This window comes from Pseudomonas sp. MF6394 (assembly GCF_002018845.1).
GTDB lineage: Bacteria > Pseudomonadota > Gammaproteobacteria > Pseudomonadales > Pseudomonadaceae > Aquipseudomonas > Aquipseudomonas lactis.
In genome coordinates this window covers 1-21,145 of sequence record NZ_MVOJ01000038.1, presented here as the reverse complement: position 1 = coordinate 21,145, position 21,145 = coordinate 1, and the positions used below count along the sequence as shown (strand labels likewise).

At 60.4% G+C, this 21,145-nt stretch carries 19 protein-coding genes and 1 pseudogene; 9 read left to right on the top strand and 11 right to left on the bottom strand.

The window, feature by feature from the left end:
- Positions 1-30: 30 nt before the first annotated feature.
- The 8 genes from MF6394_RS28295 to MF6394_RS28260 all read right to left on the bottom strand — a co-directional run bounded on the left by MF6394_RS28295 (position 31) and on the right by MF6394_RS28260 (position 6,352).
- Positions 31-807 carry a TorF family putative porin gene (locus tag MF6394_RS28295; protein WP_078468016.1) on the bottom strand — a complete coding sequence of 259 codons (777 nt, stop codon included), beginning with the start codon at positions 805-807 and terminating at the stop codon, positions 31-33.
- Between the two features lie 105 nt (positions 808-912).
- Positions 913-2,640 (bottom strand): amidohydrolase, encoded by a 1,728-nt coding sequence (locus MF6394_RS28290; RefSeq protein WP_078468015.1) that lies wholly within the window; start codon positions 2,638-2,640, stop codon positions 913-915.
- Between the two features lie 177 nt (positions 2,641-2,817).
- Positions 2,818-3,702, bottom strand: a complete 885-nt coding sequence (locus MF6394_RS28285) for a helix-turn-helix domain-containing protein (protein WP_078468014.1) — start codon at positions 3,700-3,702, stop codon at positions 2,818-2,820.
- A gap of 57 nt (positions 3,703-3,759) precedes the next feature.
- Complete coding sequence (locus MF6394_RS28280; RefSeq protein WP_056788738.1) at positions 3,760-4,056, bottom strand: DUF1244 domain-containing protein; 297 nt, start codon at positions 4,054-4,056, stop codon at positions 3,760-3,762.
- A 15-nt stretch (positions 4,057-4,071) separates the two neighbouring features.
- Positions 4,072-4,443 carry a dihydroneopterin triphosphate 2'-epimerase gene (folX, locus tag MF6394_RS28275; protein ID WP_003194073.1) on the bottom strand — a complete coding sequence of 124 codons (372 nt, stop codon included), beginning with the start codon at positions 4,441-4,443 and terminating at the stop codon, positions 4,072-4,074.
- A 2-nt stretch (positions 4,444-4,445) separates the two neighbouring features.
- A complete protein-coding gene (gene folE / locus MF6394_RS28270) occupies positions 4,446-5,006 on the bottom strand; it encodes a GTP cyclohydrolase I FolE (RefSeq protein WP_003194072.1) in 561 nt (186 codons plus the stop codon).
- Positions 5,007-5,026: 20 nt separating this feature from the next.
- Complete coding sequence (folM, locus tag MF6394_RS28265) at positions 5,027-5,737, bottom strand: dihydromonapterin reductase (RefSeq protein ID WP_047711756.1); 711 nt, start codon at positions 5,735-5,737, stop codon at positions 5,027-5,029.
- A gap of 57 nt (positions 5,738-5,794) precedes the next feature.
- The gene (locus MF6394_RS28260) at positions 5,795-6,352 is read right to left on the bottom strand and encodes a hypothetical protein (protein ID WP_057710535.1); all 558 of its coding nucleotides are present in this window, start codon (positions 6,350-6,352) and stop codon (positions 5,795-5,797) included.
- Positions 6,353-6,565: 213 nt separating this feature from the next.
- Here MF6394_RS28260 and MF6394_RS28255 point away from each other — a divergent pair, with 213 nt between their 5' ends.
- A complete protein-coding gene (locus MF6394_RS28255; protein WP_078468035.1) occupies positions 6,566-7,534 on the top strand; it encodes a MerR family transcriptional regulator in 969 nt (322 codons plus the stop codon).
- Here the strand turns inward: MF6394_RS28255 and MF6394_RS28250 are convergent.
- Both MF6394_RS28250 and MF6394_RS28245 read right to left on the bottom strand, forming a co-directional pair.
- A complete protein-coding gene (locus MF6394_RS28250) occupies positions 7,525-8,130 on the bottom strand; it encodes a hypothetical protein (protein WP_020302026.1) in 606 nt (201 codons plus the stop codon). The genes MF6394_RS28255 and MF6394_RS28250 overlap by 10 nt on opposite strands.
- A gap of 58 nt (positions 8,131-8,188) precedes the next feature.
- Complete coding sequence (locus tag MF6394_RS28245; protein ID WP_047711753.1) at positions 8,189-8,656, bottom strand: PAS domain-containing protein; 468 nt, start codon at positions 8,654-8,656, stop codon at positions 8,189-8,191.
- A gap of 129 nt (positions 8,657-8,785) precedes the next feature.
- Between MF6394_RS28245 and MF6394_RS28240 the strand changes: the two genes are divergently transcribed.
- The 7 genes and pseudogenes from MF6394_RS28240 to MF6394_RS28205 all read left to right on the top strand — a co-directional run bounded on the left by MF6394_RS28240 (position 8,786) and on the right by MF6394_RS28205 (position 18,939).
- Positions 8,786-9,241, top strand: coding sequence for a flavodoxin (locus MF6394_RS28240; RefSeq protein ID WP_044268352.1), 456 nt, complete (start codon positions 8,786-8,788; stop codon positions 9,239-9,241).
- Between the two features lie 175 nt (positions 9,242-9,416).
- Complete coding sequence (locus MF6394_RS28235; protein ID WP_044268349.1) at positions 9,417-10,199, top strand: class II aldolase/adducin family protein; 783 nt, start codon at positions 9,417-9,419, stop codon at positions 10,197-10,199.
- Positions 10,199-11,101, top strand: coding sequence for an alpha/beta fold hydrolase (locus MF6394_RS28230; RefSeq protein ID WP_078468013.1), 903 nt, complete (start codon positions 10,199-10,201; stop codon positions 11,099-11,101). Before MF6394_RS28235 ends, MF6394_RS28230 begins: the two co-directional genes overlap by 1 nt.
- Positions 11,102-11,219: 118 nt before the next feature.
- Positions 11,220-12,131, top strand: coding sequence for an SDR family oxidoreductase (locus MF6394_RS28225; protein WP_044268345.1), 912 nt, complete (start codon positions 11,220-11,222; stop codon positions 12,129-12,131).
- A gap of 481 nt (positions 12,132-12,612) precedes the next feature.
- A pseudogene (locus tag MF6394_RS28220) lies at positions 12,613-14,404 on the top strand (DUF1302 domain-containing protein).
- Between the two features lie 27 nt (positions 14,405-14,431).
- The gene (locus tag MF6394_RS28215) at positions 14,432-15,790 is read left to right on the top strand and encodes a DUF1329 domain-containing protein (protein WP_078468012.1); all 1,359 of its coding nucleotides are present in this window, start codon (positions 14,432-14,434) and stop codon (positions 15,788-15,790) included.
- 653 nt (positions 15,791-16,443) lie between these two features.
- Complete coding sequence (locus MF6394_RS28205) at positions 16,444-18,939, top strand: LuxR C-terminal-related transcriptional regulator (protein WP_078468011.1); 2,496 nt, start codon at positions 16,444-16,446, stop codon at positions 18,937-18,939.
- Here MF6394_RS28205 and MF6394_RS28200 read toward each other — a convergent pair.
- Positions 18,936-19,811 (bottom strand): helix-turn-helix domain-containing protein, encoded by an 876-nt coding sequence (locus MF6394_RS28200; RefSeq protein WP_044268336.1) that lies wholly within the window; start codon positions 19,809-19,811, stop codon positions 18,936-18,938. The two genes, MF6394_RS28205 and MF6394_RS28200, sit on opposite strands and share 4 nt — an antisense overlap.
- Positions 19,812-19,947: 136 nt before the next feature.
- Here MF6394_RS28200 and MF6394_RS28195 point away from each other — a divergent pair, with 136 nt between their 5' ends.
- Positions 19,948-20,850, top strand: a complete 903-nt coding sequence (locus MF6394_RS28195) for a DMT family transporter (protein ID WP_047711745.1) — start codon at positions 19,948-19,950, stop codon at positions 20,848-20,850.
- The last annotated feature ends 295 nt before the right edge of the window (positions 20,851-21,145 follow it).

The following is a 21,145-nucleotide window of genomic DNA, read 5'->3' as shown; positions in this document are numbered from 1 at the left end:
TTTCGAACCACATGCAAGCTGACGGGCGGGTTAGAACGTCTTGCTTGCGCCGGCCACTATTGTTGCGCTGCACAGGTTGTCGAAGCCGGTAAAACTGGTGCATTCGGCTTTCGAGAGGTCGGTGTCGATATAGCTCAGCGACCAGTTAACGCCGACCAACTCGCGGCTGAGCTTGATTTCCCAGTTGTGATAATCGGCACGGCCGTTGCCGTTGTTACTGAAAAATACATCGTCTTTGTAGTCGACGTATTCATAGCGAGCTTCCAGGCCGACCTCTGCGGGCAGCACGGTGTGGTAACCGATGAACCACGATGACAGGTCCTCGTCTTGTTTACCCTTGTGGAACTCGCCATGTTCATCCTCGTAGTCAGGGCCTTTCATGTTGCGCACGTATTTGCCGCCGAGCAGAACGCCGTAAACATCCAGGACAGTCTTGAGTTCGCCCTGGTTGTAATCGCTTTGGCGCGGGTACTCATACTGCGTGTAGAAAGTGTCCAGGCTGATGCGGTCATGGATTTGCCAAAAATAGCCGGCGAAATATTCGATTTCCTGGCGCGTTTTGGAGCCATTGCCAAAGTCGACATTCGAGGTCCAGACGCCGGCGTACAAACCACTGGCGTGGTTGAGGGTAATCCCCAGTTGTGCGGCAGGGTCACCCAGGGTTTGCGAGATGCCACTGGTGCGATAGTCGCTGACCAGCGCGGGGTTGATGATGAGTTCGAAGCTGTCGTTGAGCTCGACGGCTTGAGCGTTGATCAGGGGCGTCAAGGCGAGCGCTGCAAGCGTGAAGACGGAAAGTGCGTTCATAGGAGTCTCTTATTGTTATGAGTGTGTGAGTTATTCCAGGCGCGACCGTGCCCAGCGCCGCTCTGGGAGCGGCGTCAGGTGTTTGCGTAATATTGAGCGAGTGGGTCAGATCTGTTTGCCGGAGAAGAAGGTGTTCAGGACCTTGGTCTCGAATAGCTCGTCGTCGCTGACCTTGAACACATCGCGATCAAGGACGATCAGGTCAGCCTGCTTACCGGGTTCCAAAGAGCCGATCTGTTGATCCAGGCGAAGGGTTTTAGCGGCGTTGAGGGTGTAGGCGTAGAACATGGTCTGGCGATCAAGGCTTTCCTTGGCGTTAAGCACCCCCAATGGGCCTTTACGCGTGCTGGCCTGAGCAATGGCATTCCACGGGTTGGGGCCAGAGACGGGCCAGTCACTGCCGCCCGCGATGGTTGCACCCGCGTCATGCAGGGATTTGGCGGGGTACAGGTGATCGTAGGCAGACGTACTGATGTAAGGCTTGACCAGTTCTTCGGTGTAACTCTCGCTGGTGGCCCACAGCAATTGCATGGAGGCAATGACCCCCAGTTGCTTGAAGCGAGGGAAGTCTTCTGGATCGACCACTTGCAAGTGGGCGAGGCTATGGGCCACAGGCGTCGGGTTGAGGCGGCGCGCATAATCGAAGCCATTGAGGGCTTCACGTACGGCGCGGTCACCGTCCGCGTGCACATGCATGATCCAGCCGCGCTTTTCCGCAGCCACCACCAACTCACCGAAATGCTTCGGATCGATCAGCAACTGACCGCGTTTATTAGTGTTTTTGTAGGGGGCGATGACCGCTGCGGTCTGCCCTGGAAACTCCATGATGCCGTCAGCAAAGATCTTGATGCCGGGGAATGTCAGGTTGGGCACGCCCTCGAATTTTTTCATCACCTTGGCCACGACTTCCAGGTCGGCCGGCTTGCTTTTGGAGTTGGTCAGCATCAAGGCCGCGACGTGGGCACTGAGTTCGCCCTTCTCGGCCAGTTCGCGGTAGAACGGCAGCACGCCGTAGCTCTGCTCCGTGGCGGTGAAGTCGAACAGCGAGTCGCCATTGCCGGCGTTTGATGCCGCATCCATCCACGCGGTGACGCCATAACCATTATTGACCTTCACCGCTTCGCGAGCGGCCTTGAGCATGATCTCTTTGCTCGGTGCAGGAACCTTATTGCGCACCTGATCCCAGCGAGACTCGGCAAAATAACCGGTGGGGGTGAAGTCGTTTTCGTGACCGATGTAGTCACGCTCGGTCGCAGGCAGGCCTTTTACCAGTGCTGCATCGACTTTCACACGCTTGAGCATGGCGTTGTTGGCCCAGCCGGTGTGGCCGTCGATGCCACTGAGCACCAGCGGTTGGTCGGCCCAGCGGCCGTGGTTGAAGATCTTGCCCAGTTCGCGGCTTTTATCCCAATAGGCCGAGCTGGTGCCGGCAATTAAGATGACGTCCCCGGATCTGGCCCGGCCTGCCTTATCTTGCTCGATGATCCATTGCTCAAGCTCGGGCAATGGCTTTTCTTCATCCAGCAAGTTGGCACCCAGGCTCGCGAGGCCCGCAGACACCGGATGGCTGTGAGTATCAATCATGCCGGGCATCAACACCTTGCCCGCAAGGTCGAACCGTTGAGTGTTGGCATCGGCGAGGGCATTGATCTGCGCATCGCTGCCGACTTCGAGGATTTTTCCGTTTTCCACCGCCACCGCTTGAGCCAGCGCTTGGCCGGGGACACCGGTGAAAACCTTGCCATTGGTGAATACCAGATCGGCTGCTGCCATGGCCTGCAGGGAGGGGACCGTTAACATCGCGGCCAGAACACAGGGAGTCAATCGCTTCATTCAAAGGTCCTTTTTATTGGTTTTGTTCTATTGAGGTTTTAGCGACGCGGCACAGTGGCCGGCGAACGCACGGTTCCTTGTTTGAAGTCGATAATGCGGGCGCAAGAAGGCTGGCCTCTATCCGATTTACGCTTGCGTGCGCGCATCATTTTGGTGCGCAAGCGCTTGGGGGCCGATTCAGCGGGGACGCGAGAGTGTGCGGCTGGGGAGTTCACCAAAGAGCTGGTAATAGGCCTGGGAGAAACGGCCCAGGTGCCAGAATGACCAGCGCATGGCGACTTCCGCCACGGTCGTCTCTGCGGGCACCTTGCGCAGTAAGTCGCGGCGGGCAAAGTTCAATCGGCGTAACCGCTGCCATTGGCTGGGTGATACACCGATAGAAGACGTGAAGCGTTGTTGCAACTGACGAACAGACACCCCCGCGCCGTTGGCCAGTTGCAACACATTGAAGTGTTCTTGCGGGCTGGCCATGACCAGGTCGAAAACCCGTTGGATAAGACGGCGGTCATGGGCTCGGTGTTTCAGGCTTGCCAGGTCCGGCGTCTGGCTCGGGCAATCGAGGATATACAGGCAATCGTCGACCAGCTGTTGTGCCAGCCCTTCTTCAGGCACCGGGGATTGCCCCACGGCCAACCGTTGAAGCGTGCTGCTCAACCAGTGGCCAAAAACCTGGCTCTGCCGGGAAACCAGTGGGGTGAGGAGCATGCCATCCAGGCTGCTCAGATTCAGGCAATCAAGTTGCTTGAGGTATTGAGGGCCGATCACCACCGCGACTTCTTTATAGTTTTGCGGGGTGACCCAGGTGTTCTGACTGTCCTCGTTGAGCAGGTACAGCGATCCGTCACTGGTATCAAAACTGAAGACCAATGAACCGGCGGGCGCATGGAAATGCTGCTCCAGCCGCGTGTTCATCTGCTCTTCATACACCTCGATGCCGTCCAACTGCATGTACACAACTTTGCCCCGAAAATACCCTGGGGACATTTGCTGGTAGTGCTCCTGCCAGCCGGAAATCGCCAGTTGCTGATCCACATCCGCAGTATCAAAGGTTTGAATCTGCATGCTTTTGCTTTCCTGGTTTTTCCCGCGGGCTGGCCCCACGTCGTGAGGGCTTAGCGCCTAACCCTGGGGGTTGCCTTTGGCAAACGCGGCCTGTTGGTCGGCGTTGGCTTCTTGCTGGTATTGGGCTTTCCACTCGGCGTACGGCATGCCGTACACCACTTCACGGGCGTCATCGAGGCTGAGCTCGATCTGGCGCTCGTCGGCTTCGGCCTTGTACCACTTGGACAGGCAGTTGCGGCAGAAGCCGGCAAGGTTCATCAGGTCGATGTTCTGCACATCCTTGCGGCTGTCCAGGTGGGCTACCAGTCGGCGAAAGGCGGCGGCTTCGAGTTCGAGGCGTTGTTGGTCGTTCATAGGGCTCACTTGCTATCAGCGGCTGGCGGCCAGAGTGATCGAAACCGACTCGGCAAAACGCAGCGCGTGGGGTTTGTCTACTTCGACTTCGGCGTACAGCACCGATTCGTTGCTCATCACCAGGTCCAGCAGTTCCTGGGTCAGGCGCTCCAGCAGGGCAAAGCGATTGCCTTCGACGTGAGCGATGATGGCCTTGGTGATGGTGCGGTAGTTCAGGGCGTGGTCGATGTCGTTGTCACGTACGGCTTCCTGGGCGGCATACAGGATGGTCAGGTTGATCAGCACATCCTGCTTGTTGAGGATTTCGTCCTCGTTGATGCCGATAAAGGTGCGCAGGCACAGGTCCTTGACCCGGATACGCGCCATGCCTGGTTGAAGTTGTGGCATTGCTACTTGCTCCGTCCAATCAGTTGCAGGAACTCCATGCGGGTGGTGTTCGACTCGCGAAAGGCGCCGAGCATCACCGAGGTGTTCATGGTTGAATTCTGTTTCTCTACGCCGCGCATCATCATGCACATGTGCTTGGCTTCGATCACCACCGCCACGCCGGCGGCCTGGGTCACGTCCTGGATGGCGTCGGCGATTTGCCGCGTGAGGTTTTCCTGGATCTGCAGGCGTCGGGCGAACATGTCGACAATGCGCGCCAGTTTTGACAGGCCCAGCACCTTGCCGGTCGGAATATAGGCCACATGGGCCTTGCCGATAAAGGGCAGCAGGTGATGCTCGCACAACGAATACAACTCGATGTCCTTGAGGATCACCATCTCGTCATTGTCCGACGCAAACAGCGCGCCGTTGACGATTTCTTCCAGGTTCTGCTCATAGCCATGACACAGGTACTGCATGGCCTTGGCGGCACGCTTGGGCGTATCGAGCAGGCCCTCGCGCTGCGGGTCTTCGCCCAGGCCCTTGAGGATTTCGCGATAGTGGTGGGGCAGGGATAAGGTCATACAACATCCTCAAAAACGGCTTACTTGATATGCCGCCCACCGTTGACGGTCAGGGTGGTACCGGTGACATAGGGGTTGTCCAGCAGGTAACGCACGCTCTGGTAGATCACCTCGGGCCCGGGCTCGATGCCCAGGGCCGACTTGGCCAGGACCTTGGCGCGATAGGTTGCGTCATCGCCTTCGTTGAACATCACCATCGCCGGGGCGATGCCGTTGACCTTGATCAGCGGCGCAAACTGCGCGGCAAACGATAACGTGAGGCTGTCGAGCCCGGCTTTGGTGGCGCAATAGGCGATGTGCTGCCGGCTGCCCTTGCGCACCACGTCATCGCTGATATGCACGATATCGGCGGGTGTCGAACGTTGCAGCAAAGGTGAACAATGCAGGTTGATCAGGTACGGCGCAAGCATGTGCACGCTGAACATGTCGATAAAGGCACGGCTTTCGTCGCCCGGAGTTTCCGCGACCCAGGCTGAAGCGTTGTGGATGATTGCGCGCAAGCTTTGGGTATGGGTTTTCACTGCGCCAATGAAAGCCAGCACGCCGGCTTCGCTGGAGAAGTCGGCAAACACGCCGATGGCGCCTCGCTCACGCAGCGCCTGCACGCCGGGGCGTTCGCTGCGGTAGCTGAACATCACCGATTGGCCCTCATCCAGCAGGCGCTCGGCGCAATGCAGGCCGACACGCTGGCTGGCACCGGTGATCAGGATCGGAGCGTTGGTTGCATTCATGGGAGGCTCAAGTCGCTGGCAGGCTCAAACTATACCAGCGCCCCGGCCTCCCTGTACTCAAGCGGCGGCTTCGGTGACCTTGCGAGGGGGCGAGGGGTGCAGCCAGTTCGCCAGCAGGTGGGTCGACAGCGGTATAAAAAGGTAAACCATCAGCGGGGTCAGGGCAGCGGTGCTCACCAGTACACGGCTGAACAGGTCCAGCTCATTGAGCAGCGAGCCCAGGCCGAAGTTGAACAGCAGCGATACCGGGAAAAATGCCAGCCAGATGGCCACGGCCTGTTTCCAGCGTGGCGGGCGGGCACCTACTGCGCCAAACCAGCCATCGATACCGCTGACACGGTGCTCCGACGGGTCGGCAAACAGCTCGCTGCCACGGCTTAGCCACGCGCCGCGCGAGGCTGAGAATTCCCACGCATGCAGGGTTTTTTCATCGGCAAAGCGGAAGATGATCTGGAACTCATCATCATGAGGCGGCGGGGCCAGCACGCCGGAACCCAGGTAACCGGGGAAGTCAGTCGCCAATTGCTCGCCTTCGCGCAGCCAGGCCATCAACTCTTCGTAGCGACCCTTGGCCACGCGGCGCGCAACCATCAAGGTGACGGGTGAGGTAGACATCGTATATCTCCAAATCAGCAAGTGCGCCGAGCCGGGTAGGCTGTGCACGGACGAAGCTGCGGGGTGGTGCAGCGACGCAAAAGAACAGGCAAGGATTATTCCGGATTTGCCCAAATACGCCAGAAACTTCGGATGGATCGCCGTAGATCTTGAATCATGCAGTTCAATCGGCGTTAAATGGTGTTCAAATTCATACAAGTTTTTAGACCGCTGATGCCCGAAATCACTGCGCCTCTTCGCGAAACGACACCCGACAGCCACACTGACTGCGAGGGGCTGTTTCCGATTCGTGAAGTGGCAAGACTCACGGGTGTGAACCCGGTGACGTTGCGTGCGTGGGAGCGTCGCTACGGTTTGATCCAGCCTTTACGCACCGAAAGTGGGCACAGGCTTTACTCAAGCACCGATATCGACACCGTGCACCGCATCCTCGACTGGATCGAGCGGGGCGTGGCGGTGAGCAAAGTCGGCAAGCTTTTGGCGCGCGACCCACAGGCCAACGAACCGGCCACGGCGTCACGCAGCGATACCGAACTGGAGTGGCGCCAGTGGCAGGCGCAACTGCGGCTGGCCATCAGTGCTTTTGATGATCGTGAGCTCGACCGGTTGTATGGCCAGATCTTCAGCGTCTATTCGACGACCGTGGTGTTCCAGGACATTTTGGTCCCGCTGTGGCAGCAGTTGTTACGTCACCAAGGCCGCTTTGGCCAAGCCAGCGAGTGGCTGTTCTTCGATAACTTCCTGCGCTCGCGCGTCGCACGCTGTCTGCAAATGGCCTGTGCCTCACCCGTGCCCAGGGTGTTGCTGTCAGCCATTGCCGGAGAGTGCCGTGAGCTGGAGTTACTGGTGGCGGGCTTGTTGATGTCGAGCGAGAAGCTGGCGGTCAAGGTCCTGGGCGTTGGCCAGCCACTGGATGAATTGACGCTGATCTGCGAGCGCACCCGACCGCAAGCCTTGGTGCTGTTTTCCAACCACGCCCCTGGCACAGAGTTGGCGTCGCGGCTCAATCGCCTGGCCTTCACCCTCGATTGCCCGTTGTTACTGGCTGGAGAAGCGTCGGACCTGGCAGAGCACAGCCTGGACGGTTCGTCGATTGGTTGCCTGGGCAATGACGGACGCTTGATGCCGCGCCGCTTGCAGCAACTGCTCAGCGGCCATCTGGGGCCCGAGTCTCAGGCGTGAACGTGCGGATGCACCAGGCGGTGTTGGTGCAGGATGAACTGGCGTAGCCGTTCGATCTCATCGGCATCGCTCTGGCTCAGGCGATAAGCGAACAAGCCTCGGGCGGTTTCGCGCTCCAGCGTGCCGCGCAGGGCGATGCGCTCGTAGCCGGAAGGGCTGAACCACAGGGAAAAGGTCTTCGGCGGTTTGACCCGGCCACGCACTTCTACCAACACACCTTTGAATGACACTTCGTGCACCCACAACGCGCTGGAGTAGCCCTTGATGTTTTCCAGCGCCACCGGCGTTTCAAGGGCCAGGCGCCACGGGCGGATCATCGGCCCGTCTTCAAAAATGCTCGGTACGCCCAGGCGCAAATGCACAGCGTGAAACTCATCTTCCACCAGGTGCAACGGGAAGGTGAGTTGCTGGTTGTCGAACTGCGCCTGGATGGTGACTTGGTCGTGAGCCGCTAGCCGCGTGAGCAAATCGCGAATCTGTGCCCCGCCATTAACCGTCAGGCTCGACCATGCATCCCGCAGGTTGAGCTGCGGGTTGTGCTGCATGTCCTGGATAAAATCCAGTTCGTCCTGCGTCAATAGCGTGTCGCGTTGCATTGATCTAGCTCAAGGCTGAGGCATTAAAAAGCCATTATCGCTCTAAAGACCGCGTTTTTTACAGTTTGTTAAATCCACTCGTCGCCTTGAGTGCCGCGAGCTCGCTCTTGAGCTCGGCCAGCTGGGCTTCCAGTTGGGCGACACGCTGTTGTGCCTTGACTTGAGTAGTGACGTCTTTCTGCACGCCGACGAAATAGGTTTGCTTGTCGACCTCGTTGTACACGGTGGAAAGCGATAGCTCGTTCCAGAAAGGCGTGCCGTCCTTGCGAAAGTTGCGCAGGATCTCCCTGCAGGCGCCGCCGCTGTCGAGCGCGTCACGAATGGCGATCAAGGCCGGTTGGTCGCGGTCGCCCGACTGCAGGAAGCGGCAGTCCTGATACAGGATCTCGTCGAGGGTATAGCCGGTCAGCCGTTCGAAGGCCGGGTTGACGTAGATCAGCGGTTTGTCTTTGCCTTCGCGTTCGGCAACGACGATCCCGTCGTTGGACGCATTGACGACCATTTGCAGCAGTTTGGCGTTAATCATTGAGCGGTCCCTGGCCTGATTTTGACCTTGCCAGTTTATGGCAAGTCTTGAATGTTGCACGGCGCGCACTGAAATATTCCCACAGGCTGCTAATATCCCACGCTTTCACTCAACTACAGGATCAGATTGATGAAAGTCGCCATCCTCTCCGGCTCGGTCTACGGTACGGCTGAAGAAGTCGCTCGCCACGCGCAAGAAATCCTCAAGGACGCAGGTTTCAACGCCTGGCACAACCCTCGTGCCACGCTGGCAGACGTGCAGGCCTTTGCTCCCGAGGCATTCCTTGCGGTGACCTCGACCACCGGCATGGGCGAGCTGCCCGACAATCTGCAACCGCTGTATTCGACCATTCGCGACCAACTGCCCGCCGCCTGGCGCGGCCTGCCAGGTGCAGTCATCGGCCTGGGCGACGCCAGCTACGGCGATACCTTCTGTGGCGGCGGTGAACAAATGCGCGAATTGTTCGCCGAACTGGGTGTCCACGAAGTGCTGCCAATGCTGCGCCTGGACGCCAGTGAAAGCGTTACTCCGGAAGCTGATGCCGAGCCTTGGCTGGGCGAGTTGGTCACTGCGCTGCGCGGTTGAATACCCGAGAGCGCCGTTATTGACGGCGCTTGTTTGACCCATATCTGTACTATTCTCATGACTGACTCGCTCAGTCATCAAGCTGGCTGCCAAGGAAACTCCTTGCGCCTCGGCGTCTGACTAGACTGGCTCTCACTTTAGACACAATAAGAAGTGCGCCAAGGAGGTCATTGCCATGAGCCTAGCCCCTGCTCCATCGCCACAAAACGTCAAAGCCCAGGTCAGCGCCGCCGAATGGCAAACCCGCGTGGACCTGGCGGCCTGTTATCGGCTGGTGGCCATGCACGGCTGGGATGACCTGATCTTCACGCATATTTCGGCGAAGGTGCCGGGCACTGAAGATTTCCTGATCAACCCCTATGGGCTGATGTTCCACGAGATCACCGCGTCGAGCCTGGTCAAGGTTGACCAGGCCGGCAATAAGCAAATGGACAGCCCCTACGAGATCAACCCGGCGGGCTACACCATCCACAGCGCCATCCACGAAGTGCGCCACGATGTGACCTGCGTGCTGCATACCCACACCGCTGCGGGTGTGGCGGTATGTGCGCAAAAGCAGGGCGTATTGCCCATCAGCCAGCAATCGCTGTTCGTGCTGTCGAGCCTTGGCTATCACGCCTATGAGGGCGTGGCGCTCAATCACGAGGAAAAGGCCCGCCTGCAAGCGGATTTGGGCCAGAACAATTTCCTGATGCTGCACAACCACGGCCTGCTGACCTGCGCCGGCAGCATCGCCGATACCTTCCTGATGATGTTCACCTTCCAGCGCGCTTGCGAGATCCAGGTACTGGCCCAGAGCGGCGGCACCGAGTTGATCGCAATCGAGCCGCAGATTCTCGCCGGTGCCAAGGCGATGGTGGCAGCTGTCACAAAAAGCGCCCAAGGTATGGGCGGTGCGCTGGCCTGGCCGGCACTGCTGCGCAAATTGGACCAACAGGACCCCGGGTATAAAAGCTGATGCCACTCGCCGAGATACCGCTCAGAGCCTGGCGCAAGCGCGGCCAGGACTTCGTCTTTCGTGGCCACACCGTGCGGTATTGGGTGGCCGGGCAGGGTGAGCCGTTGCTGCTGATTCATGGTTTCCCCACGGCCAGCTGGGACTGGCATTACCTGTGGCAGCCCCTGGCCCAGCGCAACCTGGTAATTGCCTGCGACATGCTCGGCTTTGGCGACTCGGCCAAACCCTTGAACCACGACTATTGCCTGCTGGAACAGGCCGACTTGCAACAGGCGCTGCTTGAGCACCTGCGCGTAGAGCAGCCGGTGCATGTGTTGGCCCATGACTATGGCGACAGCGTCGCCCAAGAGTTATTGGCCCGGCATTACGAGGGGCAGTTCCAGATGGCGAGTTGTGTATTTCTCAACGGCGGGCTGTTTCCGGAAACCCATCGGCCGGCGCTGGTGCAAAAGCTATTGCTCAGCCCTCTGGGCTGGATGATCGGTCGTGCCTTTGGGCGCAATGCCTTGGCCAGCAGTTTCAACCAGATCTTCGGCCCCCAGACGCGACCCAGTGAAAGTGTGCTGGATGATTTCTGGAGTTTGATCAGTTGCAACGACGGCCCGCGTATTCTGCACAAACTCATCGCCTACATTCCCCAACGCCGTCGCCTGCGCGAGCGTTGGCTGGCGGCCATGCAGCAAGGCGAAGTGCCGTTGCGGGTGATCGACGGCGAAGTAGACCCGATTTCCGGTGCCCATATGGTCGAGCGCTATCGCCAACTGGTGCCCAAGCCCGACACGATAAGGCTGGTCAATATCGGCCACTACCCGCAGATCGAGGCGCCGGTCCAGGTACTCAGGCACTACCAGGCGTTTCGTGAGCGCATCGGCCAGCCTTCACCGCGTGCGGCCTATTCCTGAGCCTGCGCATCATCCCGCTGCCTTATCAGGCACCATTCAGCCCTGGACGTCTTTATTGTGACCAAAGGCTGCCTGCGTGACACTCTGCCTATTCCCATTGTCGCCAGCGGAGTTCGGTATGAGTGAGTCAGTGCAGTTCCAGGATAAGGTCGTGATCGTCACCGGCGCCGGTGGTGGCTTGGGCCAGGCCCATGCGCTGCTGTTCGCCAAGCACGGGGCCAAAGTGCTGGTCAACGACCTGGGTGGCTCAACCCAAGGCGAGGGCGCCAATGCCTCGGCGGCCGACCGGGTGGTGGCGCAGATTCGCGCGGCGGGCGGCATTGCCGAAGCCAACCATGACTCCGTCACCGACGGCGACAAAATCGTACAGAACGCCTTGGATGTTTTCGGCCGGGTCGACGTGGTAGTCAACAACGCCGGGATCCTGCGCGACAAGACCTTCCATAAAATGGATGACAGCGACTGGGATCTGGTTTACCGGGTGCATGTCGAAGGCGCCTACAAAGTCACCCGCGCCGCCTGGCCGCATTTGCGCGAGCAGGGTTATGGCCGGGTGATCTTCACGGCGTCGACGTCCGGTATCTACGGCAACTTCGGCCAGTCCAACTACGGCATGGCCAAGTTGGGCCTGTATGGCCTGACCCGCACGCTGGCGCTGGAAGGGCGCAAGAACAACATCCTGGTCAACGCGATTGCTCCTACCGGTGGCACGCGTATGACCGAAGGGCTGATCCCGCCGCAAGTGTTCGAGCGGCTCAAGCCAGAACTGGTCAGCCCGCTGGTGGTGTACCTGGGCAGTGAAGCCTGTGAGGAAACCGCAGGCTTGTTTGAAGTGGGTGGCGGCTGGATCGGCAAGACCCGCTGGGAGCGTAGTCTGGGTGTGGGTTTTGATCCCGAGGCCGGTTTTTCGCCGGAAGATGTGGCCGCGCACTGGCAGCAGATCTGCGACTTTGAAGGGGCTGCGCACCCCAAGGACAACATCGAGGCGTTGAAGGAAATGATGGCCAACTTGCAGAAGTTCAGCCTCTGATCATTGCCGGTAAATCAATGAATCCCACGGGGCGTCGATGACGCCCCGTTTTATTTTTGGCATAAAAAAGGCCGCTGCATAGGCAGCGGCCGAAGTAAGACGTTGGATCAAGGAGCGACAAATCAACGTCAGTGAACACCGAGAACAGACTGATTACTGGATCAATCCGCTATAAATCAGCTTTTCTCCCTGATGCGGGAGCGGGCTCTTTGCCCTGAAAGCCAGGCAAGAATAATCGGTTGTAACAGAATGAGTAATAGCAAATCGGGACAAGGACTATTACCGGATCGGCAATAATTACAAGGCGTCATCGATTCTTCTGATAACCCTTCATCCATCGCATGCATGCCACGAGGCCAACGCCCGGCCAGAGAGCCCCTTCATCCTTTCGAGCGACAACACGAATACCTCCTTGGTGCGCTTATCGCTCCTCAAGGGCGGCAGTAGGGTGGGGCCTTCTGTCACTCACCGGGGAAGACGCATGACAAAAACAATAATGCGCGCCATCTTCACGCCACAGGCGCTGGCCACTGCGGTTGCGCTGGGCTGCTGTGCCCAGGCGCAGGCTGTTTCGTTCAACATCGGCGAGATCGAGGGGCAATTCGACTCTTCGCTGTCGGTCGGCGCCAGTTGGGGCATGCGCGATGCCGATAAAAGCCTGGTCGGCACCGTCAATGGCGGGACGGGCCAGGCGTCCACCGGGGATGACGGGCGCCTCAATTTCAAGAAGGGCGAGACCTTCTCCAAGATCTTCAAGGGGCTGCACGACCTTGAGTTGAAGTACGGCGACACCGGCGTATTCGTGCGTGGCAAGTATTGGTACGACTTTGAACTCAAGGACGAAGACCGCGAGTTCAAGCCCATCAGCGACCACAACCGCAAGGAAGGCGCCAAATCCAGCGGTGCGCAGATCCTCGATGCCTTCGTCTACCACAACTACTCCCTGGGCGACCTGCCCGGCACCGTGCGCGCCGGCAAGCAGGTGGTCAGTTGGGGCGAAAGTACCTTCATCGGTAATTCCATCAACAGCATCAACCCGATCGACGTGTCGGCGTTCCGCAGGCCCGGTGCCGAGATCAAGGAAGGCTTGATCCCGGTGAACATGCTGTTTGCCTCCCAGAGCCTGACCAATCAACTGACCGTCGAGGGTTTCTACCAGCTGGAATGGGACCAGACGGTGCTCGACAACTGCGGCACCTTCTTCGGCGGGGACGTGGCGGCGGATGGCTGCACCAATAACTACACCGTGGGCAGCCCGGCGATCCGACCGCTGCAACCGGTGGCCGCTGCCTTTGGTCAAGGGTTTGGCGTGACCAATGAAGGCGTGATTGTACGGCGTGCCGGTGACCGCGATGCGCGCGACTCCGGCCAGTTCGGCGCGGCCCTGCGCTGGCTGGGCGATGACACTGAATACGGCCTGTACTTCATGAACTACCACAGCCGCACACCGACCGTTGGCACTCTGACTGCCAATACCAACCTGGCCACCATCGGGCGCATCATCAACACCGCCAACGCCCTGGCGCCCGGCTCCGGTGCTGGTTTGGCGCAAAGCACCATGCTTGGCCGTGGCCAGTACTACCTGGATTACCCGGAAGACATTCGCCTGTTCGGCGCCAGTTTCTCCACCACCTTGCCCACGGGTACGGCGTGGACCGGTGAGATCAGCTATCGGCCCAATGCGCCGGTGCAGCTCAACACCACTGACCTGACCCTGGCCCTGGTCAATCCCATCGCGGGCCAACTTGCTTCACCCATCCGCAGCAATTTCGGCGACGACAACAAAGGCTACCGCCGCAAGGAAATCACCCAGATCCAGAGCACCATGACTCAGTTCTTCGACCAGGTACTGGGCGCCGAGCGCCTGACCCTGGTGGGCGAAGCGGCGGTGGTGCACGTCGCGGGCCTGGAAGACAAAAGCAAGCTGCGCTACGGCCGAGACTCGGTATACGGCGCCTATGGTTTTCAAGGTGACACCGACGGTTTTGTCACCTCCACCTCGTGGGGCTACCGGGCGCGGGCGATCCTTGACTACAACAACGCCATTGCCGGTGTGAACCTCAAGCCCAACCTGTCCTGGTCCCATGACGTCGCGGGCTACGGCCCTTAACGGCCTGTTCAACAAAGGCGCCAAGGCCATCAGCGTCGGCGTGGATGCGGACTATCGCAGCACCTACACCGCAAGCCTGAGCTACACGGATTTTTTTGGCGGTGACTACAACACCCTGACCGACCGCGACTTCCTCGCCCTCAGCTTCGGCGTGAACTTCTGATCTGGCTTAAAAGAAGGACAAGACCCTATGCGTAAGATGATTGCAGTGTTGGCCCTGAGCGTATTGGCCGCCAACGTAATGGCGGCGGTATCGCCCGAAGAAGCCGCCAAGCTCGGCACTACCCTCACCCCGGTCGGCGCCGAAAAAGCCGGCAACGCCGACGGCTCGATCCCGGCCTGGACCGGCGGTATCCCGAAAAACGCCGGCGCAGTGGACAGCAAGGGCTTCCTGGCTGACCCCTTCGCCAACGAAAAACCGCTGTTCGTGATCACCGCCGCCACGGTGGACAAGTACAAGGACAAACTCTCCGACGGCCAAGTGGAGATGTTCAAGCGCTACCCAGAAACCTACAAAATCCCGGTATACCCCAGCCACCGCACGGTCAACTTGCCGGCGGACATTTACGAGTCGATCAAGCGCAGCGCCGTGAATGTGAAGGCGATCAACGATGGCAACGGCCTGGAGAACTTCACCGGCAACCGTTACTACGCGTTCCCCATCCCGAAGAATGGTGTGGAGGTGCTGTGGAACCACATCACCCGTTACCACGGCGGCAACCTGCGGCGCATCATCACCCAGGCCACGCCCCAGACCAATGGCAGCTACACGCCGATCCGTTTCGAAGAGGAAGTGGCGGTGCCGCAAGCCATCCCGGATATCGACCCGGCCAAGGCTGCCAACGTGCTCAGCTATTTCAAGCAGTCGGTCACCGCCCCGGCGCGGTTGGCGGGCAACGTGCTGCTGGTGCATGAAACCCTCGACCAGGTGAAGGAACCGCGCCTGGCCTGGATCTACAACGCCGGCCAGCGCCGGGTGCGGCGTGCGCCGCAGGTGTCCTACGACGGCCCAGGCACCGCCTCCGACGGCCTGCGCACCACCGACAACTTCGACATGTTCTCCGGCGCGCCCGACCGTTATGACTGGAAACTGGTGGGCAAGAAGGAGATGTACATTCCCTACAACAGCTACAAGCTCGACTCGCCGAGCCTCAAGTACGACGACATCATCAAGGCCGGGCACATCAACCAGGACCTGACCCGTTACGAACTGCACCGCGTGTGGGAAGTGGTCGGCACCGTCAAACCCAGCGAGCGGCACATCTACGCCAAGCGCCACATGTACATCGACGAAGACAGCTGGCAAGTCGCGCTGGTGGACCACTACGACGGCCGCGGCCAACTGTGGCGCGTCGCCGAAGGCCATGCGCAGTTCTACTACGACCACCAGGTACCGGCCTACACCGTGGAAACCCTGTACGACCTGATTGCCGGGCGCTACATCGCGCTAGGCATGAAGAACGAAGAGAAAAGCAGTTTCGTGTTCGGCTTCGCGGCCAAGGCGGCGGACTACACCCCGGCGGCACTGAGGACGGAGGGCGTTCGCTGACTCCGCATCGAAGTGAGGTTGAAAATGTGGGAGCTGGCTTGCCTGCATTAGCCATAGGTATCAACGCTGTCGCAATCAACGGTAACCACGATGTGAAGCGAGCCGCTCTTGATCTTGATCTGCTTTTGATCTTAGGCGCCCCGTTAAACCACGCTGGCCGGAATTCGACAGGGATTTGGGGGGTAAACCGGCAGGGATGCCGGTTTAGCCGCCCCGCGCCATGGATGGCGCGTGGCGGCGGCCCCCCAAATCACTGGCGGATTACGGGCACACCGAGCCTAAGCGAGGTGCCGAGTGGTGGGGCAAGAGCGCTTTGCTTACTTTCGCGCTTTTCGAAAGTGAGCCGCCGTCAGGGCGGAACCCTAAGTGGCCGTTACCTAAATAACGGATATGTACCCGGTCCAACTGTGTTGACTGTTAGGCCGCCTTCGCAGGCAAGCCAGCTCCCACATTTGGACTGCGGCGCGTCAGCTAGATCAGCGTCGTACCGAAGTGGTGTAGATACCGATGGCCATTCCAGGTAACCCAGCTCCCACACCGAATGGTGTCCACCGCGATTTTTATGGTCTTCAATCACCCCGCTGAATACTTCTTCAACAACCGCCAACCACAGGTCTAGGGTGACGCAACAATAAAAACAGCAGGATGCAGCAATGACCGCCATGACCCGCTGCCTGGACCGTCCTGGATGCATGCCACGGCTGTCCGCCCACCACCTGTTGCGTCCGCGCTTGTCACAGCCTTTGCTCGCGGCGCAGGCGCGTGTGAAGTTGCTGTGCGCGCCCGCTGGCAGTGGCAAGAGTGCACTGCTCGCCGAGTGTGCACTGCAGGCGCCGGCGGGGTGCCAGGTTCATTGGGTGCCGCTCCATGGCGCAGCACTCAGCCCGTTGGAGTTGTGCACACGGCTGGCGCAGCACCTGGGCCTGGTGTTTGTCGATGAAGCCACCTTATTGCTCGACCTCAGCCACTGGCCCAAGCCTGTGTGGCTGTTTCTGGATGATTTCTGCCGCCTGCCGGCCCCCGAATTGGACGCGTTGCTCGACCGTCTGCTCAGCGCCAGCAGTGCGCAACTGACGTGGTGGCTGGGTGCGCGGCGGCGCCCGGTGTGCAACTGGCCGCGCCTGTTGCTGGAGGACGAATTGCTGGAATGCAGTGAGTTGTCGTTCAACGTTGCGGAGGTCCAGGCACTGCTCGCCCCAGGGCAGAGCGGTGACAGCGTGATGCAGTTCAGCGGCGGTTGGTGTGCCGGTGTACGCATCGCCGCGCTGGGCGATAACCACCCCGACAAGACCTTGCTGGATTACCTGCAACACGAACTCTTCAGTACCTTGCCGACGCCATTGGTCGAAGCCTGGCACGTATTGGCCCACCTGCCACGCTTCAACCCAGGCTTGTGTGAACACCTGTTCGGCCATGGTGACGGCGAACAGTACCTGCGCGAGCTACAAGCACTCGGTGCATTTATCCAGCCCTGGGAAGGCACCGGCGACTGGCTGCAGGTGTTTGCACCGCTGACGCGACTGCTGCGCGACGAACCCTGGCCGGCCAAGCGTTCGTGGCACCGCCGCGCCTGCCAATGGTTCAGCGCCGAGCGCGACTGGCAAGCCGCCTTCGAGCAGGCATTGCTGGCGCAGGAATATGAAGTGGCGGTGAACCTGTTGCAGCACTTCAGTTTCGAGGACCTGTTTCGCCAGCAGAACGCCGTGCTGCTGTTGCGCCTGCATGAACAGCAGGGCGATGAACTGATGTTGGGCTCGGCGCAGTTGGTGGGGCTGCTCACGGCCGCGTTGTTGTTTGCCGGGCGCTTCGAACAGGCAGCCTTGTGCATCGAGCAACTGGCCCGCTTTGCCCCGCAACCGACGGCCGCCGCGCAACGCTATCTGCTGGCGCGCTGGCAGGCGCAATGGGGCTGGTTGCTGCATTTGAGCGGCGATGCTGAACGCTCCAGCGAGCATTTTCTTGAAGCCCTGCAAGCGCTGCCCGACAGCGCCTGGACATCGCGTCTGATGTGCCTGTCGGGCCTGACCCAGCAAGCCTTGCTGCGCGGTGAGTTGGAGGCCGCCCAACGTTTGAACCGTGAAGCGCTGTGCCTGGCTCGGTCCCACGGTTCGCTGGTATTGGAGGCCCTGCTGGAGTTGGATCACGCCCAGTTGTTGGAACAGCGTGGCGCGCCGTACCGGGCGCAAAGCCTGTTGGAAACGGTGCAAGCGATGTTGGCCGGGCAACGGCTCACCGCCGGGCCGTTGGTGGGGCGTATTGTCCTGCGGCGCGGGCATCTGGCCTTGCGTCAGGGCCAGGACGGCCTGGCCGCCGAATGTTTCGAGGCTGGCTTGAGCATGTGCCAGCAGAGCCAGGACAAGCGCGTGCTGTATGGCTTTCTGGGCCTGGCGCTGTTGGCTGCCAATCGTGGCGACTACGCCCAGGCGTTCATTCAATTGCGCGACGCCGAGCGCCTGATGCAGCAGCGCCATGTGCCCGACACGGTGTACCGCGCGGTACTGCTGTTGGTCAGCGGGCACTTCTGGTTGCAGCAAGGCCGCGCCGAATTGACGGTGCAAGCCGTGCGCCGGGTGTTGCGCCACTTTCGCGGGCCTTGCGCCAAGCAGGCACCGCCGGCCACCTTGGAACTGATCCCGCGCCTGGAATATTTGCTGGTGCTGGCCGAGGTCAAGCTGGGCTGTGCCGAGCAACCCATCGCACGGCTCAATGCCTTGCTCGACACCTCACGGCAACGCGGCATGCTGTGCCTGGAAACCGAATTGCACCTGGTGGTGGGTGAAGTGACCTGGCAACTCGGCGACCCGGCGTTGGCGCGCCGGTCGCTGCAAGCTGGCTTGGCGCTGGCGGAGCGCTGCCAGGTGCAGCAGGCGGTCCGCGAGTTGCGTTTGCGCGCGCCGGGGCTTTTAAGCGAGCTGGGCCTGGAGCCCCAGGCCGCGCCTGCCGGGGCGGCGCAGAACCCGCTGAGCCAGCGTGAACTGGAGGTGCTGCAACTGATCGCGCTCGGCAACTCCAACTTGGAAATCGCTGATCGCCTGTATATCTCCCTGCACACCGTCAAGACGCATGCGCGGCGTATCCACAGCAAACTCGGGGTAGAGCGACGCACCCAGGCGGTGGCCAAGGCGAAGACGTTGGGCTTGATGGTCTAGGCGCAGAATGCCTGGCGGTATTGGCTCGGCGTGGCGCCCATGGCGTGGCGAAAACGCTGGTTGAAATGGCTGGCGCTGGAAAAACCGCACAGCAAGGCCACCTCACTGATCGCTAAAGCACTGCTGCGCAGCAGGTTTTGCGCTCGCGCCAGACGCCGTGCCAGCAGGTACTGATGGGGCGGCACACCGAAGCTCTGGCGGAACATCCGGGCGAAATGGTATTCGGACAGCGCACACATGGCGGCCAATTGGCCGAGGCTGATGGCGTCTTCCCTATGCTGGTCGATGTACTCCACCAACCGCCGCCGTTGGTGCGCGGCCAAACCGCCTTTCAAGCGCAAGCCTTCGCGGGCGCCGACCTGGCTGAGCAAGGTATGGCTGAGCAGTTCATGGGCCAGGCTGCTCGTCAGCAGTCGCTCGCCGGGCTCGTGCCAGTTGAGGCTGACCAACTGGTGAAAACGCCGGGCCTGGAAGGGGTCTTCAAGGAAGGTGCCCTCACGCAATTGCAACTCCCGTGGCTCACGGTCCAGCAGGGTGACGCAGCCGAGGGCAAATTGTTCCGGGCTGAAATACAGGTGGGCCAGGCGAATATCGCCATTGATCACCCAGGCCGACTGATGCTCGGCCGGCAGGATGCACAGTTTGTCGGGGCCACCCTTGAGGCCCGGCTGATCACGCCGAAAGGTGCCCGTGCCGCCGCCGATGTAGCAGGACAAGGTGTGATGGCTGGGGGCCTGGTAATCCTGGGCGTCATGGTGGTTGCTCCACACGGCCGCAGCCAATCCGTCACCGAGCTCGGCGCAGGCTTGCAGGCGCGCGTGGGGCGAGCGGTTGAGGGCTTGGAAGACGTGCAGCGATTGCAGCTCTGGCATGGTGTGTTCTCCGACACTTTGCATCCTACGCTCCACCGCTGGCGCTGTGAGCCCATCGCCCGACAAAAGCGCAAGAATGTGCAAGAGCCTGCGAGGGGGTGAAGGCCACACTGTGGCTCAATCGACGGAGCCGGCTATGAATCTTTTCCTGTATCTACTCACGGTGCTCATCTGGGGCACCACCTGGATCGCCCTCAAATGGCAGTTGGGCGTGGTGGCGATTCCTGTGTCGATTGTCTATCGCTTCGGCTTGGCCGCCCTGGTGCTGTTCGTGCTGTTGCTGCTCAGCCGCAAGTTGCAGGCGATGAACCGGCGCGGGCACCTGATCTGCCTGGCGCAGGGGCTGTGCCTGTTCTGCGTCAACTTCATGTGCTTTCTCACCGCCAGCCAATGGATCCCCAGTGGCCTGGTGGCGGTGGTGTTTTCCACGGCGACCTTGTGGAACGCGCTCAATGCCCGGGTGTTTTTCGGCCAGCGGGTGGCGCGCAACGTGCTGATGGGCGGCGCGCTTGGGCTGCTGGGGCTGGGCTTTTTGTTCTGGCCGGAGCTGGTTGGGCATACCGCCAGCCCGCAAACCTTGCTGGGCCTGGGCTTGGCGCTGCTGGGCACGCTGTGCTTCTCGGCGGGCAACCTGCTGTCCAGCCTGCAACAGAAGGCCGGGCTCAAGCCGCTGACCACCAATGCTTGGGGCATGGCCTATGGGGCGGCGATGCTGGCGACCTATTGCGCGGTGCGTGGCATTCCCTTCGAGATGGACTGGAGTGCACGGTATATCGGTGCGCTGTGGTACCTGGTGATCCCGGGCTCGGTGATTGGTTTTACCGCTTACCTCACTCTGGTGGGCCGCATGGGGCCGGAGAAAGCGGCGTATTGCACGGTGCTGTTTCCGGTGGTGGCGTTGAATGTGTCCGCATTCGCCGAGGGCTACCAGTGGACGGCGCCGGCGTTGATGGGGCTTGTGCTGGTGATGCTGGGGAATGTGCTGGTGTTTCGTAAGCCTCGGGCCATCGTGCCGGGCCTCAAGGCTAGCCGGGTCTGAATGAGGGAGCTGGCTTGCCTGCGATAGCGGCAACGCTTATCTACCAGACACCCCGCGATCCAACTGTGGGAGCGGGCTTGCTCGCGAAGGCGGCCTGACAGTCGACACCGTTGGATTGTGTGTATATCCATTGCTGCGGTAACGGCCGCTTAGGGTTCCGCCCTGACGTGAACTGCCCCCCGAATGTTGGACACCTGCCCCCTCGGGAGAGTGTTCCATGACGAAATACAACCTAGCGCTCAAGCAATCATTGATTGAAGAGTGCCTGTCTGCCAGTAGTGTTCATGAGGTGGCC

Coding starts and splice junctions, on each gene's coding strand:
- MF6394_RS28295 (WP_078468016.1), bottom strand. CDS start 807: ATGAACGCACTTTCCGTCTTCACGCTTGCAGCGCTCGCCTTGACGCCC.
- MF6394_RS28290 (WP_078468015.1), bottom strand. CDS start 2,640: ATGAAGCGATTGACTCCCTGTGTTCTGGCCGCGATGTTAACGGTCCCC.
- MF6394_RS28285 (WP_078468014.1), bottom strand. CDS start 3,702: ATGCAGATTCAAACCTTTGATACTGCGGATGTGGATCAGCAACTGGCG.
- MF6394_RS28280 (WP_056788738.1), bottom strand. CDS start 4,056: ATGAACGACCAACAACGCCTCGAACTCGAAGCCGCCGCCTTTCGCCGA.
- folX (WP_003194073.1), bottom strand. CDS start 4,443: ATGCCACAACTTCAACCAGGCATGGCGCGTATCCGGGTCAAGGACCTG.
- folE (WP_003194072.1), bottom strand. CDS start 5,006: ATGACCTTATCCCTGCCCCACCACTATCGCGAAATCCTCAAGGGCCTG.
- folM (WP_047711756.1), bottom strand. CDS start 5,737: ATGAATGCAACCAACGCTCCGATCCTGATCACCGGTGCCAGCCAGCGT.
- MF6394_RS28260 (WP_057710535.1), bottom strand. CDS start 6,352: ATGTCTACCTCACCCGTCACCTTGATGGTTGCGCGCCGCGTGGCCAAG.
- MF6394_RS28255 (WP_078468035.1), top strand. CDS start 6,566: ATGCCCGAAATCACTGCGCCTCTTCGCGAAACGACACCCGACAGCCAC.
- MF6394_RS28250 (WP_020302026.1), bottom strand. CDS start 8,130: ATGCAACGCGACACGCTATTGACGCAGGACGAACTGGATTTTATCCAG.
- MF6394_RS28245 (WP_047711753.1), bottom strand. CDS start 8,656: ATGATTAACGCCAAACTGCTGCAAATGGTCGTCAATGCGTCCAACGAC.
- MF6394_RS28240 (WP_044268352.1), top strand. CDS start 8,786: ATGAAAGTCGCCATCCTCTCCGGCTCGGTCTACGGTACGGCTGAAGAA.
- MF6394_RS28235 (WP_044268349.1), top strand. CDS start 9,417: ATGAGCCTAGCCCCTGCTCCATCGCCACAAAACGTCAAAGCCCAGGTC.
- MF6394_RS28230 (WP_078468013.1), top strand. CDS start 10,199: ATGCCACTCGCCGAGATACCGCTCAGAGCCTGGCGCAAGCGCGGCCAG.
- MF6394_RS28225 (WP_044268345.1), top strand. CDS start 11,220: ATGAGTGAGTCAGTGCAGTTCCAGGATAAGGTCGTGATCGTCACCGGC.
- MF6394_RS28215 (WP_078468012.1), top strand. CDS start 14,432: ATGCGTAAGATGATTGCAGTGTTGGCCCTGAGCGTATTGGCCGCCAAC.
- MF6394_RS28205 (WP_078468011.1), top strand. CDS start 16,444: ATGACCGCCATGACCCGCTGCCTGGACCGTCCTGGATGCATGCCACGG.
- MF6394_RS28200 (WP_044268336.1), bottom strand. CDS start 19,811: ATGCCAGAGCTGCAATCGCTGCACGTCTTCCAAGCCCTCAACCGCTCG.
- MF6394_RS28195 (WP_047711745.1), top strand. CDS start 19,948: ATGAATCTTTTCCTGTATCTACTCACGGTGCTCATCTGGGGCACCACC.